Origin of the sequence: Photobacterium sp. TY1-4 (genome assembly GCF_025398175.1) — a bacterium.
In the GTDB taxonomy this organism is placed as follows: Bacteria; Pseudomonadota; Gammaproteobacteria; order Enterobacterales; family Vibrionaceae; genus Photobacterium.
On sequence record NZ_CP099734.1, the window covers coordinates 1,739,856 to 1,756,762 of the forward strand.

At 51.2% G+C, this 16,907-nt stretch carries 17 protein-coding genes; 5 read left to right on the forward strand and 12 right to left on the reverse strand.

The window, feature by feature from the left end; all coding sequences use genetic code 11:
* Positions 1-89 precede the first annotated feature (89 nt).
* The gene (locus NH461_RS08200) at positions 90-1,328 is read left to right on the forward strand and encodes an MFS transporter (protein ID WP_261602738.1); all 1,239 of its coding nucleotides are present in this window, start codon (positions 90-92) and stop codon (positions 1,326-1,328) included.
* Positions 1,329-1,413: 85 nt separating this feature from the next.
* On the opposite strand, the gene NH461_RS08205 is transcribed toward NH461_RS08200, so the two are convergent.
* Positions 1,414-2,619 carry an MFS transporter gene (locus NH461_RS08205; RefSeq protein ID WP_261602739.1) on the reverse strand — a complete coding sequence of 402 codons (1,206 nt, stop codon included), beginning with the start codon at positions 2,617-2,619 and terminating at the stop codon, positions 1,414-1,416.
* The gene (locus tag NH461_RS08210) at positions 2,612-3,622 is read right to left on the reverse strand and encodes a helix-turn-helix transcriptional regulator (RefSeq protein WP_261602740.1); all 1,011 of its coding nucleotides are present in this window, start codon (positions 3,620-3,622) and stop codon (positions 2,612-2,614) included. The genes NH461_RS08205 and NH461_RS08210 overlap by 8 nt, the downstream gene beginning before the upstream one ends.
* A 266-nt stretch (positions 3,623-3,888) precedes the next feature.
* On the opposite strand from NH461_RS08210, the gene ttcA reads away from it, so the two are divergent.
* Complete coding sequence (ttcA, locus tag NH461_RS08215; RefSeq protein WP_261602741.1) at positions 3,889-4,782, forward strand: tRNA 2-thiocytidine(32) synthetase TtcA; 894 nt, start codon at positions 3,889-3,891, stop codon at positions 4,780-4,782.
* 266 nt (positions 4,783-5,048) lie between these two features.
* Positions 5,049-5,675: a DJ-1/PfpI family protein gene (locus tag NH461_RS08220; RefSeq protein WP_261602742.1), complete on the forward strand. Its 627-nt coding sequence runs from the start codon at positions 5,049-5,051 to the stop codon at positions 5,673-5,675.
* Positions 5,676-5,759: 84 nt separating this feature from the next.
* On the opposite strand, the gene uspE is transcribed toward NH461_RS08220, so the two are convergent.
* The 10 genes from uspE to ccoN form a co-directional block, all read right to left on the reverse strand.
* Positions 5,760-6,707: a universal stress protein UspE gene (uspE, locus tag NH461_RS08225; protein WP_261602743.1), complete on the reverse strand. Its 948-nt coding sequence runs from the start codon at positions 6,705-6,707 to the stop codon at positions 5,760-5,762.
* Positions 6,708-6,927: 220 nt separating this feature from the next.
* Positions 6,928-7,677, reverse strand: a complete 750-nt coding sequence (locus tag NH461_RS08230) for an FNR family transcription factor (protein ID WP_261602744.1) — start codon at positions 7,675-7,677, stop codon at positions 6,928-6,930.
* 75 nt (positions 7,678-7,752) lie between these two features.
* Entirely contained in the window at positions 7,753-8,442 is a 690-nt protein-coding gene (locus NH461_RS08235) for a sulfite exporter TauE/SafE family protein (protein WP_261602745.1), read from the reverse strand.
* 5 nt (positions 8,443-8,447) lie between these two features.
* The gene (gene ccoS, locus NH461_RS08240) at positions 8,448-8,627 is read right to left on the reverse strand and encodes a cbb3-type cytochrome oxidase assembly protein CcoS (protein ID WP_261602746.1); all 180 of its coding nucleotides are present in this window, start codon (positions 8,625-8,627) and stop codon (positions 8,448-8,450) included.
* A complete protein-coding gene (locus tag NH461_RS08245) occupies positions 8,620-11,013 on the reverse strand; it encodes a heavy metal translocating P-type ATPase (RefSeq protein ID WP_261602747.1) in 2,394 nt (797 codons plus the stop codon). The genes ccoS and NH461_RS08245 overlap by 8 nt, the downstream gene beginning before the upstream one ends.
* Positions 11,010-11,501, reverse strand: a complete 492-nt coding sequence (locus NH461_RS08250; protein ID WP_261602748.1) for a FixH family protein — start codon at positions 11,499-11,501, stop codon at positions 11,010-11,012. The genes NH461_RS08245 and NH461_RS08250 overlap by 4 nt, the downstream gene beginning before the upstream one ends.
* Before the next feature lie 120 nt (positions 11,502-11,621).
* Positions 11,622-12,602 (reverse strand): cytochrome-c oxidase, cbb3-type subunit III, encoded by a 981-nt coding sequence (ccoP, locus tag NH461_RS08255; protein ID WP_261602749.1) that lies wholly within the window; start codon positions 12,600-12,602, stop codon positions 11,622-11,624.
* Positions 12,599-12,781, reverse strand: a complete 183-nt coding sequence (locus NH461_RS08260) for a cbb3-type cytochrome oxidase subunit 3 (protein ID WP_261602750.1) — start codon at positions 12,779-12,781, stop codon at positions 12,599-12,601. The genes ccoP and NH461_RS08260 overlap by 4 nt, the downstream gene beginning before the upstream one ends.
* Before the next feature lie 10 nt (positions 12,782-12,791).
* The gene (gene ccoO, locus NH461_RS08265) at positions 12,792-13,403 is read right to left on the reverse strand and encodes a cytochrome-c oxidase, cbb3-type subunit II (RefSeq protein ID WP_261602751.1); all 612 of its coding nucleotides are present in this window, start codon (positions 13,401-13,403) and stop codon (positions 12,792-12,794) included.
* Positions 13,404-13,414: 11 nt separating this feature from the next.
* On the reverse strand, positions 13,415-14,842 hold the full coding sequence (ccoN, locus tag NH461_RS08270; protein ID WP_261602752.1) for a cytochrome-c oxidase, cbb3-type subunit I: 1,428 nt from the start codon (positions 14,840-14,842) through the stop codon (positions 13,415-13,417).
* A 276-nt stretch (positions 14,843-15,118) separates the two neighbouring features.
* On the opposite strand from ccoN, the gene NH461_RS08275 reads away from it, so the two are divergent.
* Positions 15,119-15,562: a hypothetical protein gene (locus NH461_RS08275; RefSeq protein ID WP_261602753.1), complete on the forward strand. Its 444-nt coding sequence runs from the start codon at positions 15,119-15,121 to the stop codon at positions 15,560-15,562.
* A 165-nt stretch (positions 15,563-15,727) separates the two neighbouring features.
* Positions 15,728-16,906: an FIST signal transduction protein gene (locus tag NH461_RS08280; protein ID WP_261602754.1), complete on the forward strand. Its 1,179-nt coding sequence runs from the start codon at positions 15,728-15,730 to the stop codon at positions 16,904-16,906.
* The last annotated feature ends 1 nt before the right edge of the window (position 16,907 follow it).

Genomic DNA, 16,907 nt, shown 5'->3' on the forward strand with positions numbered 1-16,907 from the left:
CTCGCCGTTTGATATTGTTTGCAGGCTTTTTTCTCTATTACTGTCCGGAAAATCTTTATTAGCTGCTGAAATTTGCAACGCTAACGCACGTGAATACCACCATAGGAGAATCAAAAGTGAGTCAATTGCGTGATACATCCGTCAGTCAACAGCGTCCGGTTACGAACCAGAATCTCGACCTTCCCCTGGTACTGATCCTGCTTATGGCAATGGCATTGCCAATGCTTGTGCTATACGCCAACGGCGCACTGGCATCTCTGATGCTGGTCGAAAACTATATCAACCCGACAATACTCGGCACGTTTACGTTGTCAGCCTTTGGGGTCGCCGCCATACTCTCGCTCAATGCCGGACGTTGGGTAAAGAAATGGGGGATTCGCAGCGCGATGGTGTCTTTATTTCTTCTAACCGGGCTGTCGTTTACAGTATTAATTTGGGTGGAACACTGGCTGGGAATGGCCTTGGCCATTGCGGTCTGCGGTATTGCTCAGGCCCTTGCGAACCCGGCGACGAATCAGGCGATAGCGGCTCAGGTTCCGGCTCCTCAGAAAGCGTTGATGGTCGGCGTAAAGCAATCCGGTGTACAGCTATCAGCGTTGGCAGCCGGCTCTGTGCTGTCCATGGCGGCCATTACATGGGGCTGGCGGGCGGCGTTTGCATTGATGATTCCGCTTTGTCTCGGGATGGCTGGCTTGGCGGCCGGAAAGAACTGGCAAGCGAAAGTACCAGCACAGCGCGTTTCTGTCCGGGGAAAAGGAGACCAGCGCCTGCTGGCATCTTTGATGATCATGCAGGCGGGCGTCGGCATCACGCTGGCTGCATTTATTACTCAAATCCCGCTGATTGCAGCCCAGATAGGGATGACCACGCAACAAGCAGCATTCCTGATCACCTTATTTGGCGGGATGGGCATTGTGTCCCGCTTGATACTCACCCCGTTGGCAAGCAAATTTCGTCACGAATCTGAGCTGTTGCTAAGACTGTATCCTGCTGCCGGTTTAGCACTGTTGTGCGCATTTAATGCAACAGATGAGCTGCTATGGCTAATTCATGCTGGTGTTGTTGGCATCGGCATGACTTTGGTCGCCAGCAATGCGGTCGCGATGGCGATGGTGATTAAATATCCGGCTTTTGGGGATATTCCCACAGCATCGGGACGTGTTTCGGCGGCGTTCTTTGGCGGTTTGGCCATCGGCTCCCTTTTGTTCCAGATGGCCACAAATCTGACCCCGTTATTTCACGCGGGTCTTGGGCTGTTGCTGCTGTGTATGGCAATTTGTGGGGGCGCTGCGGTGTTTTTGCGGAACGCAACAACGCGGGATTCCTAGGATGTTACTGATGCGTGTTAGTTCAATGGCTTTGTTGCGGATGCACGGCGAGGGAGCTGGACTCCCTCGCCGTGTTTAGTCATGTTTAACTGATAGCGACGGCGGGGATGGGTTTGACTCGAATCAAGATGGGGACGATACCCAGCAGGAAGAGGGAAATGCCCAGAGGCACGGTCGGATGCCATTCATAGAGCAAGGCGCCGAGCAAAGGGCCAAACGCCATGCCCAACCCTTTGCCAATGATGTTGATTGATGCGGCGTAAGCCTGATGTGACGGGCCTGCGACTTTGCTGAGCAATGCGAGGTTGGCGGGGAACAGACATCCCATCGCGAGCCCAACCATGGTTATCCCCAGCAGTAAACCGATAAACATCTGAGTCTGAATCAGCGTAAACAAGCCAATACAACCGAGGCATACGCCTGCCAGTAAGAGCCGCACCGGATGGCGGATAGTCATGAAAGATATGATGCCCTGACAAACAGCCATGGCGGCCATAGCTGCCGTCAGCAGGGCTCCGCTTCGTTGGAGGGCATCTTGTGGTGTGAAACCAAATTGATCCTGTAATCGCAATCCCAGCGTCTGCTGCAGCAGACTGTAGATCAGGATCACGGTGAAAGTAATCAATACAAATGGGGCGATGACCGACAAGGGAAGCCGGGTATTGGCGGTGGCACACTGCGCTTGGGCAGGTTGATGGGTTTCTTTCCAGGCCGGGATCAAGCGCCAGTAGCTGATCAACATCAGGGCTGCGACGGCAATCAGGGCGTGCGGCAGAAAGGTGACGCCCATCGCCATGGCCAGTGTCCCGCCGAGTAAACTGCCGATGCCAAAGGTTGCTCCCATAAGGCCCATTCCGGAAACCCGATTCTGGGTACTGGTCATGTCCGTAATTTGCGCTTGTGCGCTGGGCATCAGGCCCGCGACAGTCACAGACTGACCCACCCGGATCACGAGAAAGACCACAAACATCGTCAGCGGCGCGAGTGCCAGCATGGGCTGCAAAGCGAATAACCCGGCAGAGAGCACCAAAAATAAGGCTGTGCCCACAATACCGTATTGAATCGCAGGTTTTCTGCCTCGCCGGTCAATTTGCTTTCCCCACGCCGGGGCAACCAGCAACATCGTCAACGCCGATAAAGACAGGACAGCTCCGGTTTGCCAGTCACTTAATCCAGCTACTCTGCCGGCAATCGGGAAACTAATCATAAAGATGCTGTGGGCAATCGCATTGCCGATCAATAACACCATTAACGGCATTAAAGTTTTTAAATGGGTTGGTTTTCTAATCATGGTGATGTTTCATCTGTTGTGAGCGATAGTCGATCGGCGTCAAGCCTTCCTGCTGCCTGAAAGCCTGCGTGAAATGGCTGGCACTGCTGAAGCCGCACAAGTGGGCAACCTCTGTAATACTGTGTGCGACATCGCTCAGGTAAGATTTCGCGAGCTCTAATCGATAGGCTCTGAGCCAGCTGAAAACCGTTTTGCCGTATGTCTTTTTGAAGTTTCTGTTGAGCCGGGTGTGGCTCATGCCGACGTCTCGGGCCAGGGCATCGAGTGTGGGCGGGTTAGTAATGGCGGTGATGAGGATCTGTCTGGCGCGCTCAACAGGATTGCTATAGGTGGGGGCTTTGCTTTGCGTCAGGTATACGGATTGGGCGAGGGGAACCAGCCAGTGGGCTAACAGCTCCAGTGCTCTGCCTTCAGCTTTCATGCGATCAAACGGATTATGGAGCGGGTTATCAATCAGAGGGGCAATCCAGCGGCTGTTTTCTTGCCGGGAAGCCACTTGTGCATGATCCATGGTAAAAATGGCATCAAACAGACGATCCTGATCGGAATAGGCGCGTTTCAGGCGGCTTGTGGGTATTTTGAGTACGGCCATTTCATGGCGGGTGTTGGCGCAGCTATAGCGGTAAAAGGTTCTGCCGTTGAGGTTAAATAGCCAAATATCACCGGCTTTAATCGTGTTGAGTGAGTTTTCGCTAAATCCTAAGCGACTTTCACCCGTGAGGCCGAATACCAGAAGGGTTGTCTCTACCGGATAGTCAATTTCGGACTGCAGTGGGGTTTCACTCTGGTATGTGCTTTTGGTAAAGCAAATATCTTCTGCAAGCTTGAAGCATCGGAAATGATTGCTTCCTTTTGGATCAGGGAGCTGAAGGTTATACCAACACATAGAGCCGGCATCGCCGGCAGCATGCATCTGGGGAGTGATCTGTTGCACCGACATAAGCGCAGGTACAGCCGCAGGTGCCCCGATGCTCGGCCGACTCAGCCCGAAGGTTTGATTCATTGTAGCAATACGTCCATTTGATTTAAGTGAGATTCATTCTCACTTGAGAACTATATATAAACCTTGGCTCATATTCAATACTGAAGCGTTAACGTAGCAAAGCCAGGGGTAGAAGACGTCAAAGAGGTCGGTTCAGACGGGCAGCGTGGTGATAGCGCTGTCGTAAAATATTTCAACCTGCAAGAAAAGTCCGTATAATCCACGCCCTATCAAGAATCCAGTCAGGAAATCTACAGTCGACCCAATCGACAGTGTGAGAAGTCGCAATGAATCAGAAAGATACAAGAAAAGATACACTTGAATTCAACAAACTCCAGAAGCGCCTGCGGAGAAATGTTGGCAATGCCATCATTGACTACAACATGATCGAAGAAAATGATGTGGTGATGGCCTGTATCAGTGGCGGTAAAGATTCATTTGCGATGTTAGATATTCTATTGAATCTACAAAAAGCTGCACCGATTAAGTTTGATGTTGTTGCAGTGAACCTGGATCAGAAACAGCCGGGTTTCCCTGAGCATATTTTGCCTGATTATTTCGAAAGCCTGGATATTCCATACTACATCGTCGACAAAGATACTTACTCGGTGGTCAAAGAGAAGGTGCCGGAAGGAAAAACAACTTGCGGCCTGTGTTCACGCCTGCGTCGCGGCACGCTGTATTCTTTTGCTGAGAAGATTGGTGCGACCAAAATTGCGCTGGGTCACCACCTGGATGATATCGTCGAAACCCTGTTTTTGAACATGTTCCACGGCTCGCGGATGAAGGCAATGCCGCCGAAACTGCGCTCTGATGATGGTCGGAACGTGGTCATTCGCCCGCTGACGTATTGCCGTGAAAAAGATCTGATCAAGTATGCGGAGCATAAAGAGTTCCCGATCATCCCATGCAACCTGTGTGGTTCTCAGGAAAACCTGCAACGCCAGGCGATCAAAGCGATGCTGGTTGAATGGGATAAGAAAACACCGGGCCGTGTTGAGAGCATTTTCAAGTCAATTCAGAATGTCAGCCCGAGCCAATTAGCCGACAAAGAGCTGTTTGACTTCGTTAATCTCCCGCTGGATCGTGACGGCGAGCGGGAAGAGTATGCTTTCACAGAAGCGGTTGTTTCATCGACCAATATCGACGAGTCTATGTTCATTGATGTGACTAACATTTAATCCTGAAGGGTCAGGAATACGAGCCCTCGTCTTCCTGACCGTCTTTCCATCCGACGCGTTACCAACACCCGCTTTATTCCCTCATTACCTTTCATTGACTTTAGGCGTCTCTGCCTAATTTTGAACTTGATGCCTGTTCCTTTTGTACAGATAACTGAACCGAATCATGCGCAACAGAGTTGCTATTTGTGTTCATTTAGTATTGTATGACTTTTCAAGGAGTATTTTGGGCTCGCACTAGACGAGCATCTTGTGAAGGAAAACAAATGGACAGAAAAAAAGTTGGGATTTTGATTTTTGATGATGTGGAGGTGCTCGATTATTGCGGGCCTTTTGAAGTTTTTTCGACCACACGGCTGAGTGAGGATAATCGCCGGGAGTCGCAATCACCTTTTGATGTTGTTCTGATAGCAGAACAGCATGCGCCGGTTGTCACCACGGGCGGGATGCGGGTGCTGCCGGATCACGATTTTCATGATTGTCCGGCACTGGATGTGTTAGTCGTCCCGGGCGGATGGGGAACCCGGCCGCAAATGGAGAACCCGCAGCTTTTGACCTGGTTAAGAGAGAGGGTCCCGACGCTGGAGCTGCTGACATCCGTTTGTACCGGCGCACTGGTACTGGGCAAGGCCGGATTGCTGGAAGGGAAACAGGTCACGACCCACTGGCGCTCACTGGACTGGATGCAGGAGCTGTTTCCGCACACAACGGTGCTGAAAAAACAACACGTGGTCGAAGACGGTGATTTGCTGACTTCAGCGGGCATCTCAGCCGGTATCGATATGGCGTTGAAAGTTGTGTCACGTTACTGTGGTGAGCCGGTTGCACGCGCCACTGCGAAGCATATGGAATATCCTTTCCCGGATCATAACGAACGTCGCATCGAGATTTAAAGGCTCTGCCATCGAGATCCGCTCACTTGTAAAACAGCCTCCGAATGGAGGCTGTTTGCTTTCAGGCGATCAACGTCAAGTCGTTTAATCTTGCTCCGGATGCGGGCTGAGCGGACTGACATAACCTTCCGGTTTTAGTGCCAGTAAATCACAGTTCAGGCGATCAATGGTATGTTCAGCGGTATTGCCAATGAAGACCGCGGACAACCCGGTTCGCCCGGTCGTCCCCAGGATCACCAGCTCGGCATCCAGCTCTTTGGCCACGCTGGGGATCACGTCTTCCGGTAAACCTTCCACCACATGAGTTTGTTCTTCCGGCAAACCGTGTTTATGGCGCAGGGCCTTCATGGAAGTCAGGTGGTGGCCCCGGACGGCATCGGAGTATGACGCTGGGTCAAACTCCGGCAGCTCAATGGTAATATTGACCGGCGTTGCCGGGTAGGCATTGACCAGATGCACCTCTGCATCCAGGGTATCCGCCATCGCCAATGCTTCTGCAACAATGGCATCGTTGAGCTTATCGTGAGTTTCGCTGTCCGCTGCCAGATTCACACTGGCGATGATTTTTCCGTTTTCCGGCCAGCTATGCTCTTTCACCATCAACACCGGGCAGGGGCACTTGCGCAGAAGGTGCCAGTCGGTCGGGGTGAAAATGACCGAACCAATTTTGTCATGATCATGGGTCGCTTTGATCAGCAGATCATGATTTTTACTGAACACTTCCGCAATGATGGCTTCATATGGACGGTTATGCCATACCACGCTCAAATCGATATGAAATCCTTTCTCTTTAAAGGGCTGAATAATATCTTTCAACCACTCTTCACGCTGCATAACGACGCCCCGGCGCATGGCCTGGCGTTCATCAGCCGATAGCATGGAAGTCATTTCGTACGAGAAATCGTAGATGGCAAGGAATAGGGTGATGGTGACGTCTTGCGAGCGTTTCGCAAGATCGACGGCGCGAGATAAGGCTGGTTGGTGATCCTGCTCCGGATCAGCCACAACAAGAATATTATTGTACTTGGTCATAATTGCCCCCTTACACAACAGTGTTGGCATCAAAACCAGTCTCAGATCCCCTTGAAAGGAATACTACCTAGTTGCCTGAATACCCTTGAAAGCAAATAGATAAATCAGAATGGCTTCATTAACTGTAACGTATCGCAGCAGTTATGGGGAGTTCAGAAAAGAAAAAAAGTGATACGGCGCAAGCTCGTATCACTTTCTTATTGAACCGGAATTCAGTGGATCAGTTATTGTTGCTAACGCCGGCCAGGCGAGACAGTTCTTCGTGATCCAGAATCGTAATGTACTTACCTTTGACGCTCAGCATGCCTGATTTCTGGAAGCGACCCAGCAGACGGCTGATCGTCTCGACGGTCAGGCCCAGGTAGTTACCGATATCGCCACGCGTCATGGTCAGGCGGAACTCACGAGGTGAGAAGCCACGCTGAGAGAAACGCAGAGAGAGATTGTACAGGAAGGCCGCCAGACGCTCTTCGGCATTCTTTTTCGACAGCAACAGGATCATTTCCTGATCGCCTTTAATCTCGTTACTCATCAAACGCATAATCTGTTTGCGCAGCTTCGGCATGCGGCCGGATAAGTCATCCAGGATTTCAAATGGGATCTCACAAACCATCGAAGTTTCCAGAGACTGGGCGAAGCTCGGATGCATCATTTCATTAATGGCATCAAAACCAACCAAATCCCCGGCCAAATGGAAGGCAGTGATTTGCTCATCCCCTTGCTCGGTGATGGTATAGCTCTTAATTGTCCCCGAGCGGATCGCATAAAGCGATTTCAGCTCATCGCCAGCCTTAAACAGCTCTTGTCCTTTTTGGATCGGCTTTTTACGCTCGATGATCTGATCCAATTGATCAAGCTCAGATTCGTTCAGCGTAAATGGAATACACAACTGACTGATACTACAGTCCTGGCAATGAATAGCACATCCACCGGACTGGACACGTTTGGTTGGAAGTTTGTCCGAAATCATAAGCCTGTCTAACCGTGTTGACGTAGGTCAATATTTTAACACAATATGAATCGATGTGACGAGAAATATAAAACCCTACAAAATTTGATTGATTGCGATATAACCAGTATGGACCCCGTACAAGAGGAGCATCAAGGCACTGGCTCGCTTGAAATAGAGATTCTTTAAAACCTGTTGGAGCTGCTGAGCCAGCGAACCGACGGCGATCATGGCCGGTAAGGTCCCCATCCCGAAAGCCAGCATAACCGCAGCGCCGGAAGACGCACTCCCGGAAACAGCAGCCCAGCTTAAGGTTGAGTAGACCAATCCGCACGGCAGCCAGCCCCAGAGCAGGCCAAACGGTAACGCGGCAGCAGGAGACTTGAGCGGCAGCAGGGACTTGGCCTGAGGCGAAATCAGTCGCCACAGATATTGCCCGAGTCGCTCCAGATGAGTGATTGCCTGCCACCACTGACCCAGATATAACGCCAGCAAGATCATCATGACCGCAGCCAGTAACCGCAGCGAGATCAGGGCAGTGGCATGACCGCTGAGGGCAGCCATGCCGGCAAACGCTCCTCCGATGATGGCGCCGGCAATCGCATAGGAGATCAGCCGTCCAGCGTTGTAGCAGAGCAGATACGGCCAGCGGCGTGTATCTTGTTGGCCGGGAATGCCGAGCGTGAGGGCGGCGGCGACCCCGCCACACATCCCCAGGCAATGCCCGGCTCCCATCAGGCCAATCACAAAGGCGGCGATAAAATCAGTTGAGATAGCTGCGTCCATGTTGGTTAATCGCGTTTTTTGGCTGGCTTGTCCGTGTTTTCGTTTTCACCCTCGTCAAACAGGATGTCGTAACCGCGGCGCTCCAGATCTTCAAATTGCTCACTCCTGACGGCCCAAAGAAAAATGCCGACAGCAATACAAACAAAAATGATCGCGATAGGTATCAACAGATAAAGACTAGACATTTTCTTTCAACAACCTCAAAGAGTTAGAGACAACAATGATTGAGCTGGCTGACATGCCTACCACGGCAATGTACGGGGCAACATAACCAGCGACGGCCAGCGGCAGGATCACCAGGTTATATCCCAATGCCCAGGCCAGGTTTTCCCGAATGATCTTGCGGGTTTTCAATGCGAGCTGACGCGCACGTAAGATGCGTGACAGCTTGTCGCCCAGCAATACCATATCCGCCGAGGATTTGGCAACATCCGTCCCGCCACCCATGGCAACAGAGAGGTGCGCGCCAGCCAGAACCGGGGCGTCGTTCACACCGTCGCCGATCATCAGGGCTACCTGATCTTGATTCAGGCTGCGCAGGTAGGCGAGTTTGCCTTCAGGGCTCGCACCGGCAACCAGCGTATCAATCCCGAGCTTATCCGCGACGGTCTGGGCATTGGCAGAGTGATCACCGGTCAGCATGGTTACCTTGATCCCAGCCGACTGAAATTGAGCGATAAGCTCTTTGCTGTCTTGGCGAATCGGATCATCTAGCTTAAAGGCCGCGACCGGTTGCGCATTACAGGTCAGCCAGACCTGGTAGCGGTTGTCGCATTGCATCAGCAGATGTTCTTTCTCCGGATGCAAATCCAGCGCAAAAGCAGCCTGGCCGATACGCCATTCGTCATTGCCGACCCAGCCTTTCAGTCCGGAACCTATGATGTTTTCTACATGATCGAATTTCAGTGCGGCTGAACGATGTTCGCGGAACGCTCTCGCAATCGGGTGGTTGGCGAATCGCTCCAGTTCAGCGGCATATGTCAGGGCATCCTGCTCTGAAACATTGCCCAGCAACTTGGTCTCAACCAGCCGGATGTTGCCTTCTGTCAGGGTGCCGGTTTTGTCGATCACCAACTGATTCACTTTACACAGGGTCTCCAGAACATGGCCACGGCGCAACAGGATGCCTAACCGACCTAAGCTGGATGTAGAGCAAGTCAGTGCGGTCGGCGTCGCCAGAGAAAGCGCACAAGGGCAGGTTGCCACCAGAACAGAGAGAGTGATCCACAATGCATCTTCAGGCCGTTGCTGCATCCAGTGCAACCAGGTACCCGCGGAAATGATCAAAATGGCAGCCACGAAATAACGGGCGACAATATCGGCGATCTCTGCCACTTTCGGCTTGGAGGATTGCGCTTCGTCTTGCAGCCGCACGATGTTGGAGATCAGCGAGTTTTGCCGATCCTGGGTCACTTTGAGGGTGATATTGCCGTCGCCGTTAATGGTTCCGGCAAAAACCTGATCCCCGACGGTACGCGGTACCGGCATGGGTTCACCGGTCAGCATCGATTCATCGATGGCCGTTTCACCTTGCAGGATTTCGCCGTCAGCCGGCAGGTTTTCGCCCGGCAGGACAATAATGATATCACCGACTTTCAATGTCTTGGCTGCGATCTGCTGTCCGTCTTCCAGGGTTGCCATTGCCGGCACCAGCTTGAGGAGGTTGGCGCTGGCTGCAGCGGCCTGACGGCGGGCGCGCATTTCGAGGAAGCGGCCCAGCAACAGGAAGAAGGTGAACATCGAAATGGATTCAAAGAAGACTTCGCCTTTTTCCATGACGGTCGCGTACAGGCTGGCGATGAACGCAAACAGTAAGGCAATCGAAACCGGGACATCCATGCCCAAGGTCCGGGCTTTCAGATTCCGCCAGGCATTGAGGTAAAACGGCAGAGCAGAGTAGAGCAATACCGGCGTGGCAAAGATCAGGCTGACCCAGCGCAGGTAACTTTTGAATTCAGGATCTAGATCCCCGAAAATCTCAAAATACAGCGCGACGGCCAGCATCATGACCTGCATGGTCGCAATCCCGGCGATCCCCAACCGGTAGAGATAGCCTTTCATGGTGCGGTGGTATTGCTGCTCTTGTGCATCGGCTTCAAAAGGCGCGGCTTTGTAGCCTAATTTATGAATGATGCCGAGTAAATGACTGAGTTTGGTTTGGTCTGGATCCCAGACCAGCAGGGCGCGGTGCGTGGTGGTGTTGACACGAATTGAGATGACGCCGGGCTCTCGGTTGAGTTGTTTTTCAATCAGCCAGGCACAGGCGGCGCAGGAGACGCCATCAAGAGAAAGGGAAACTTCCTTGCTGTTCTCAACACTGCGGACGAATTCCTGTTGGACCTCTTCGTGATCATAGAGCAACAGGGACTGTAGTTGTTGTGGAACCAGATCGGCTTTTTCGGCGGGCGCGGTGCGATATTCGTAATACGATGTCAGACCGCTGTCGACAATGGTTTGGGCCACGGCTTCACAGCCCGGACAGCACATGTCACGCAGCTCGCCCAGAATTTGAACTTGCTGATGGTAACCCGCCGGGACCGGGTCACCACAGTGGTAACAATCTTTGCTCATCCCTTATCCTGCCCGTACAGCGAAATCGGATCAGATGATGGCAGGGTAATACGCCCTTGCAGCATCCAGTCACCCTCGAATGGTTCGATTTCAACAAACCAAGGGCCTTGCAGTGGCTCTGGTGCACTGAAACGATACGCGCCTTTTAAATCGGGGCTGACCATTTGGGTAAAGTCTTTATTGGCTAGGGTCCGGTGGGTGAAAGTCACTCGAAGGTTCGGGTTGCTTTTCAGTTCACCTTTGTTGAAATTCACGACAATGTCTGACTCGGCGATACTCACCGATGCTTTTAGTTGCAGTGCATCAGCGACGCGCAAACGCGAAAGGTCAAGGTTAATGGCTTTCCCTTTCTTGTAATAATCTTCTGCGACGAGATCTACCTGGTTTTGAGAAAAGATATAGACAGCGGTCAGGCTGTAGATAATGGAAATGGCAGGGATAGAGAAAACGAACCAAGGCCAGAAATGCTTATACCATGGTTTACGCATAGTGATTACCTTTGACGCTTTGATGAAAAGAGCCCCTGAATGTAACAGGGGCTATGTATTAAGTCTCAGTTTTTATTACTAATTTATTAGATAATATGTAACTGATTTTAAACCATCCAATTACTTGCTGGTTTCGTTGCTCAGGCTCCAGACGTAGGCAGAGATCAGCTGAACTTTCTCTTCACCAAGCACGTCTTTCCAAGCCGGCATCACGCCTTGGCGACCGTGGGTAATCGTCGCTTCAACTGCACGGCGAGAGCCGCCGTATAGCCAAGTTTGGTCTGTCAGGTCAGGCGCCCCGAAAGCCGGGTTCCCTTTACCATCCGTACCGTGACATGCTGCACAGACAACGAAACGTTGCTGACCAGCTGCGGCATCTTTGGCGTTCACACTACGACCAGATAAGCCCAGTACATAGGTTGTTACATCGCGGACACCGTCTTCGCCCAGGGTATCAATCCAAGCCGGCATCACACCGTGACGACCTTGCATGATTGTGGTTTTGATCGTTTCCGCTTCACCACCATACAGCCAAGCGTCGTCAGTCAGGTTCGGGTAACCTAGCTGACCACGTGCATCTGAACCATGACATTGCGCACAGTTTTGGATGAACAGACGCTGACCCACTTTAATCGCGTCAGAATCGCCGGCGATTTCAGTGATAGGACGTAGTGCATGACCAGACGCATCATAGGCCAGGGTCTTGAACGTTTCACCGAAGGTTGCTTGCGCGTCATCCAGTTCACGTGCGTACTGATCCAGGCGTTGATCTTTCTGTGCATTGGCAATGGCGAGTCTAGACTCTTCCACGCTACGCACCGTCTGGTTCGAACTTTGCCAACCTAACAGGCCTTTAAAGTTACCCAGGCCAGGGTACAGCGCCAGGTAAACCAGGCCGAAGATAATGGTGCCCCAGAACATGTAGGACCACCACTTCGGCAGAGGGTTGTTGATTTCACGAATACCATCGTATTCGTGGCCCATATCTTCACCTTCCTCAACACCCATTTTGTCTTTGCTACACCAAACAAGAATGGTGGCAATACCGAAAATGGTGCCGAGCGTGATGATTGTAATCCATAGACTCCAGAATGTAGTCATGCTTCCTCGCTCCTGTCTTTCTCACGCGTTGCCAAATCTTGCTCTTCATCTGCAAACACAAGGTTAGCTGCTTCATCGAAGCGGGATTTTTGGCGTTTACTGTAAGCCCAAAGGACGATACCAATAAAGCTTGCGAACAGAATCACTGTCCAAATGCTATGAATGGTTCCAATATCCATTGTGGCCCCCTTACTTCATTGCGTGACCGAGAGACTGAAGGTAAGCAATCAGTGCATCCATTTCAGTCTTGCCTTTCACATCATCACTAGCATTCGCGATTTGCTCATCCGTGTAAGGAACACCGAAGTTGTCGCGGAACAGCGCTAGCTTGTCAGAAGTTAACTTGCCATCAAGCTCGTTTTCTTCCAGCCAAGGGAACCCTGGCATGTTTGACTCAGGAACTACAGCACGTGGATTACGAAGGTGAACACGGTGCCAGTCGTCAGAGTAACGGCCGCCAACACGCGCCAGATCCGGACCAGTCCGCTTGGAGCCCCACAGGAATGGGTGTTCCCAAACACTTTCACCGGCAACAGAGTAGTGACCGTAACGCTCCGTTTCAGAACGGAACGGACGAACCATCTGGCTGTGACACACGTTACAACCTTCACGGATGTAAATATCACGACCTTCCATTTCCAACGCCGTGTACGGGCGCAGGTTTTCTACCGGCTCAGTTGTTTGATCCTGATACAGGAGCGGCGTGATTTCTACCAGCGCACCAAAACTGATGGCGATGATGATCAGAATCGCTAGAAGGCCGACATTTTTTTCTACAATTTCATGACGATTATTAGCCATTGTCGAACTCCTTATGCTGGCTGCTCAGTTGCTTTCAGGCTTTCTTTCGGCGCGGCAATAGTCTTGTACGCGTTGTAGGCCATCAGAAGCATACCGAACAAGAACACAGCACCACCCAGGAAGCGAACAAAGTAGAATGGGTAAGAAGCCTGCAGAGATTCAACGAAGCTGTAGGTCAATGTACCGTCGGTGTTCACCGCGCGCCACATCAGACCTTGCATTACACCGGAGATCCACATCGCAACGATGTACAGTACCGTACCGATGGTGGCCAGCCAGAAGTGAACGTTGATCAGTTTGACCGAGAACATGCGCTCTTGACCGAACAGTTTCGGGATCAGGTGGTATACCGAACCGATCGAAACCATGGCAACCCAGCCTAACGCACCAGAGTGTACGTGACCGATGGTCCAGTCTGTATAGTGGGATAGGGCGTTAACTGTCTTGATTGACATCATCGGGCCTTCGAAGGTCGACATGCCGTAGAAAGACAGGGAGACAACCAGGAAGCGCAGGATTGGGTCGTGACGTAGTTTGTGCCATGCACCGGACAGCGTCATGATACCGTTGATCATACCACCCCAAGATGGTGCGAACAGGATCAGTGACATCACCATACCGACTGACTGAGTCCAGTCAGGTAGTGAAGTATAGTGAAGGTGGTGAGGACCCGCCCAGATGTACAGTGAAATCAGTGCCCAGAAGTGAACGATAGAAAGACGGTAAGAATAAACCGGACGTCCAGCTTGCTTAGGTACAAAGTAGTACATCATTCCCAGGAAGCCCGCAGTCAGCAGGAAGCCTACTGCGTTGTGTCCGTACCACCATTGAATCATGGCATCCACTGCGCCTGAGTAAATCGAGTACGATTTAGTCATAGACACAGGAATCGCCATACTGTTCACGATGTGCAGGACTGCTACCGTCAGGATGAAGGCACCGAAGAACCAATTCGCAACATAAATGTGCGAGGTTTTTCGTTTAATCATCGTTCCGAAGAAGACAATCGCATAGGATACCCAAACCACGGCAATGGCGATATCAATCGGCCATTCCAGTTCTGCGTATTCCTTACTCGTGGTCATACCCAGCGGCAGCGTAATTGCTGCAGACAGGATAACGGCTTGCCAGCCCCAGAAGGTGAACGACGCTAATTTTCCACCGAATAGTCTTGCTTGACATGTACGCTGTACTACGTAGTAGGACGTAGCAAACAGGGCACTTGTGCCGAACGCGAAAATCACCGCATTGGTATGCAGTGGTCGCAGACGGCTGTATGTCAACCAAGGTATGTCGAAGTTTAACGCCGGCCACACCAGTTGAGCGGCAATCAATACACCAACGCCCATTCCGACAATTCCCCAAAGTATGGTGGCTAAAGTGAATTGACGAACGACCGTATAGTTGTAGTTTTGTTCAAGCTGCTTTACTTGGCTCATGTTGCATGCTTCCAATTTTAATTGTTCAACTACACTCTCTTTCCTTGTGCGGACAACAAGTTGTCGCAATGCCACCCAAAACCCAATTCAGACGCCATGTTGCCTTTTTAAACATCATGGTATTTAAATTGCTATTTTGTTGTAAAAGTGGCATTTTCGGTGCACATAATACTTGAGATACAAAGTGATTGACAGGGTCAAGACCACACTCGCTTTACGGTTAAGCAACATTTATGTGAAAACTTTGAACTCTGTAACACGGGAAGCGCGATAAAAATGGCAGCAGAGAAATTGACACGAGCCAGACTGGTTCAAATTTTAGTCTTAATGATAATTCTCATCACAGCATTTGTATGGAGAACAGTAACCTACGAAAACACTAAGGTATTAGAGGATCATGCTGATCGGTGTCAAATTTCGGCAGAATCTTGTGTGTCAAAAAGTGAGGATGACCCGCTGGGACTCTCGCTTTCTCCCTTCCCGGTCAAGGCTAATACCGAGGTCCTCTTACATGTTCGTAACGCAAATGTAAAGCCTGCTGCAACGGTGGCTGGTGTCGATATGTTTATGGGGATAATCCCGGTCATCTTTGAACAGCAGGCGTCAGGCTGGGTCGGGCGTTTTCAGGTACCGGAATGTGTTCATAACACCATGAAATGGGCAGTGACAATCCAGGTGGGAGAGCGCAAAGTTATTGCCGATTTTGTCGTCAAAAAATAATCAATTCTGGCTGTTTCTTGGGTTGAAAACTGTGATTTTTCTCACTTTGAAAGGAATTCTTGAGCCAAAGTGTTACTTATTTGATAATAATTATGTCAATTTGCTGATAAAACAGAGAATACTGACTATGATTGTGGCAGTACGACACAAATAAATAAGAAATGTATGGACATCGCTACCAGTTACTCTGCAATACCTCGGACAAATGAAGCGGTCAATGATGTCATTTGTAAGATAAAAGAGAAGATCGCCAATCCAAAACTGCTGTTGGTTTACCTGACTGAGCAATATGATGATGCCGTGATCCAACGGGCCCTGGTCGCCGCTTTCCCCGGCGCCCAGATTCTGGGGTGTACTTCCTGCCAAGGCGTGATGACCGATGAAGGTTACTTTGGCGGCAATGGCCTGGCGGTGTGGGCAATGAGTGATTATTTCGGGGCATTTGGCAGCGCCATTGTCTCGACCCGGCAATCATCCTACGACATGGCCCGTCAGGCACTGCTCCGGGCAATTGCCAACAGCGGCAGGCCTGGGGAGCTGCCTGCATTGATCATTCTACATGCCTGTCCGGGGAACGAAGAAGAGGTGATCTGGGGCATTGAAGATGAACTCGGCATTTCCGTTCCGATCATTGGCGGAAGTGCCGCCGACGATCATGTTGTCGGGCATTGGAAACTGTTTACCCATGAGCAGCGCAGCCAAGAAGGTGTGGGACTGTGCGTAATGTATCCCTCCTGTAATGTCAGCTATTCCTTTCACTCCGGTTATGCCAGCACCGGCCTTCATGCAGTCGCCACCAAAACAGAAGGTCGTGAACTGATTGAGCTTGATCACCGCCCGGCCATTGAAACCTACCAGGCCTGGATGGGAGAGACCCTTTCAGGTGAGAACAGCATTATCTCTGAAAGCAGCCTTAACCCACTGGGGAGGATTGCCGGACAGGTGCACGACCTGCCTTACTTCAAGTTATCCCACCCGCTCCGGGTCACCCCGCGAGGAGGAATTGAGTTGTTTGCCGCCATCGAGGAAGGCGATGTCCTCTATTTTATGAAAGGGACAGAAGAGCAGTTAATCACCCGGGCTGGCCGGGTCGTGGACGCGGCATTTGATATTCACAATGCCCATCAGAAAATTGATCCGATTGGCGGGATCACCATTTACTGTGCAGGTTGCATGCGACGGGTGCAGCATCGGATGGATGAAGTCGCCCAATATGTGAATACAGCCATGCATCAAGCGCCATTTGTCGGTCCATTCACATTCGGTGAGCAGGGCCAGTTCGTCGGTGGCGAAAATGCGCATGGAAACTTGATGATCTCAGCCGTCTTATTTCACAGGGATTAAG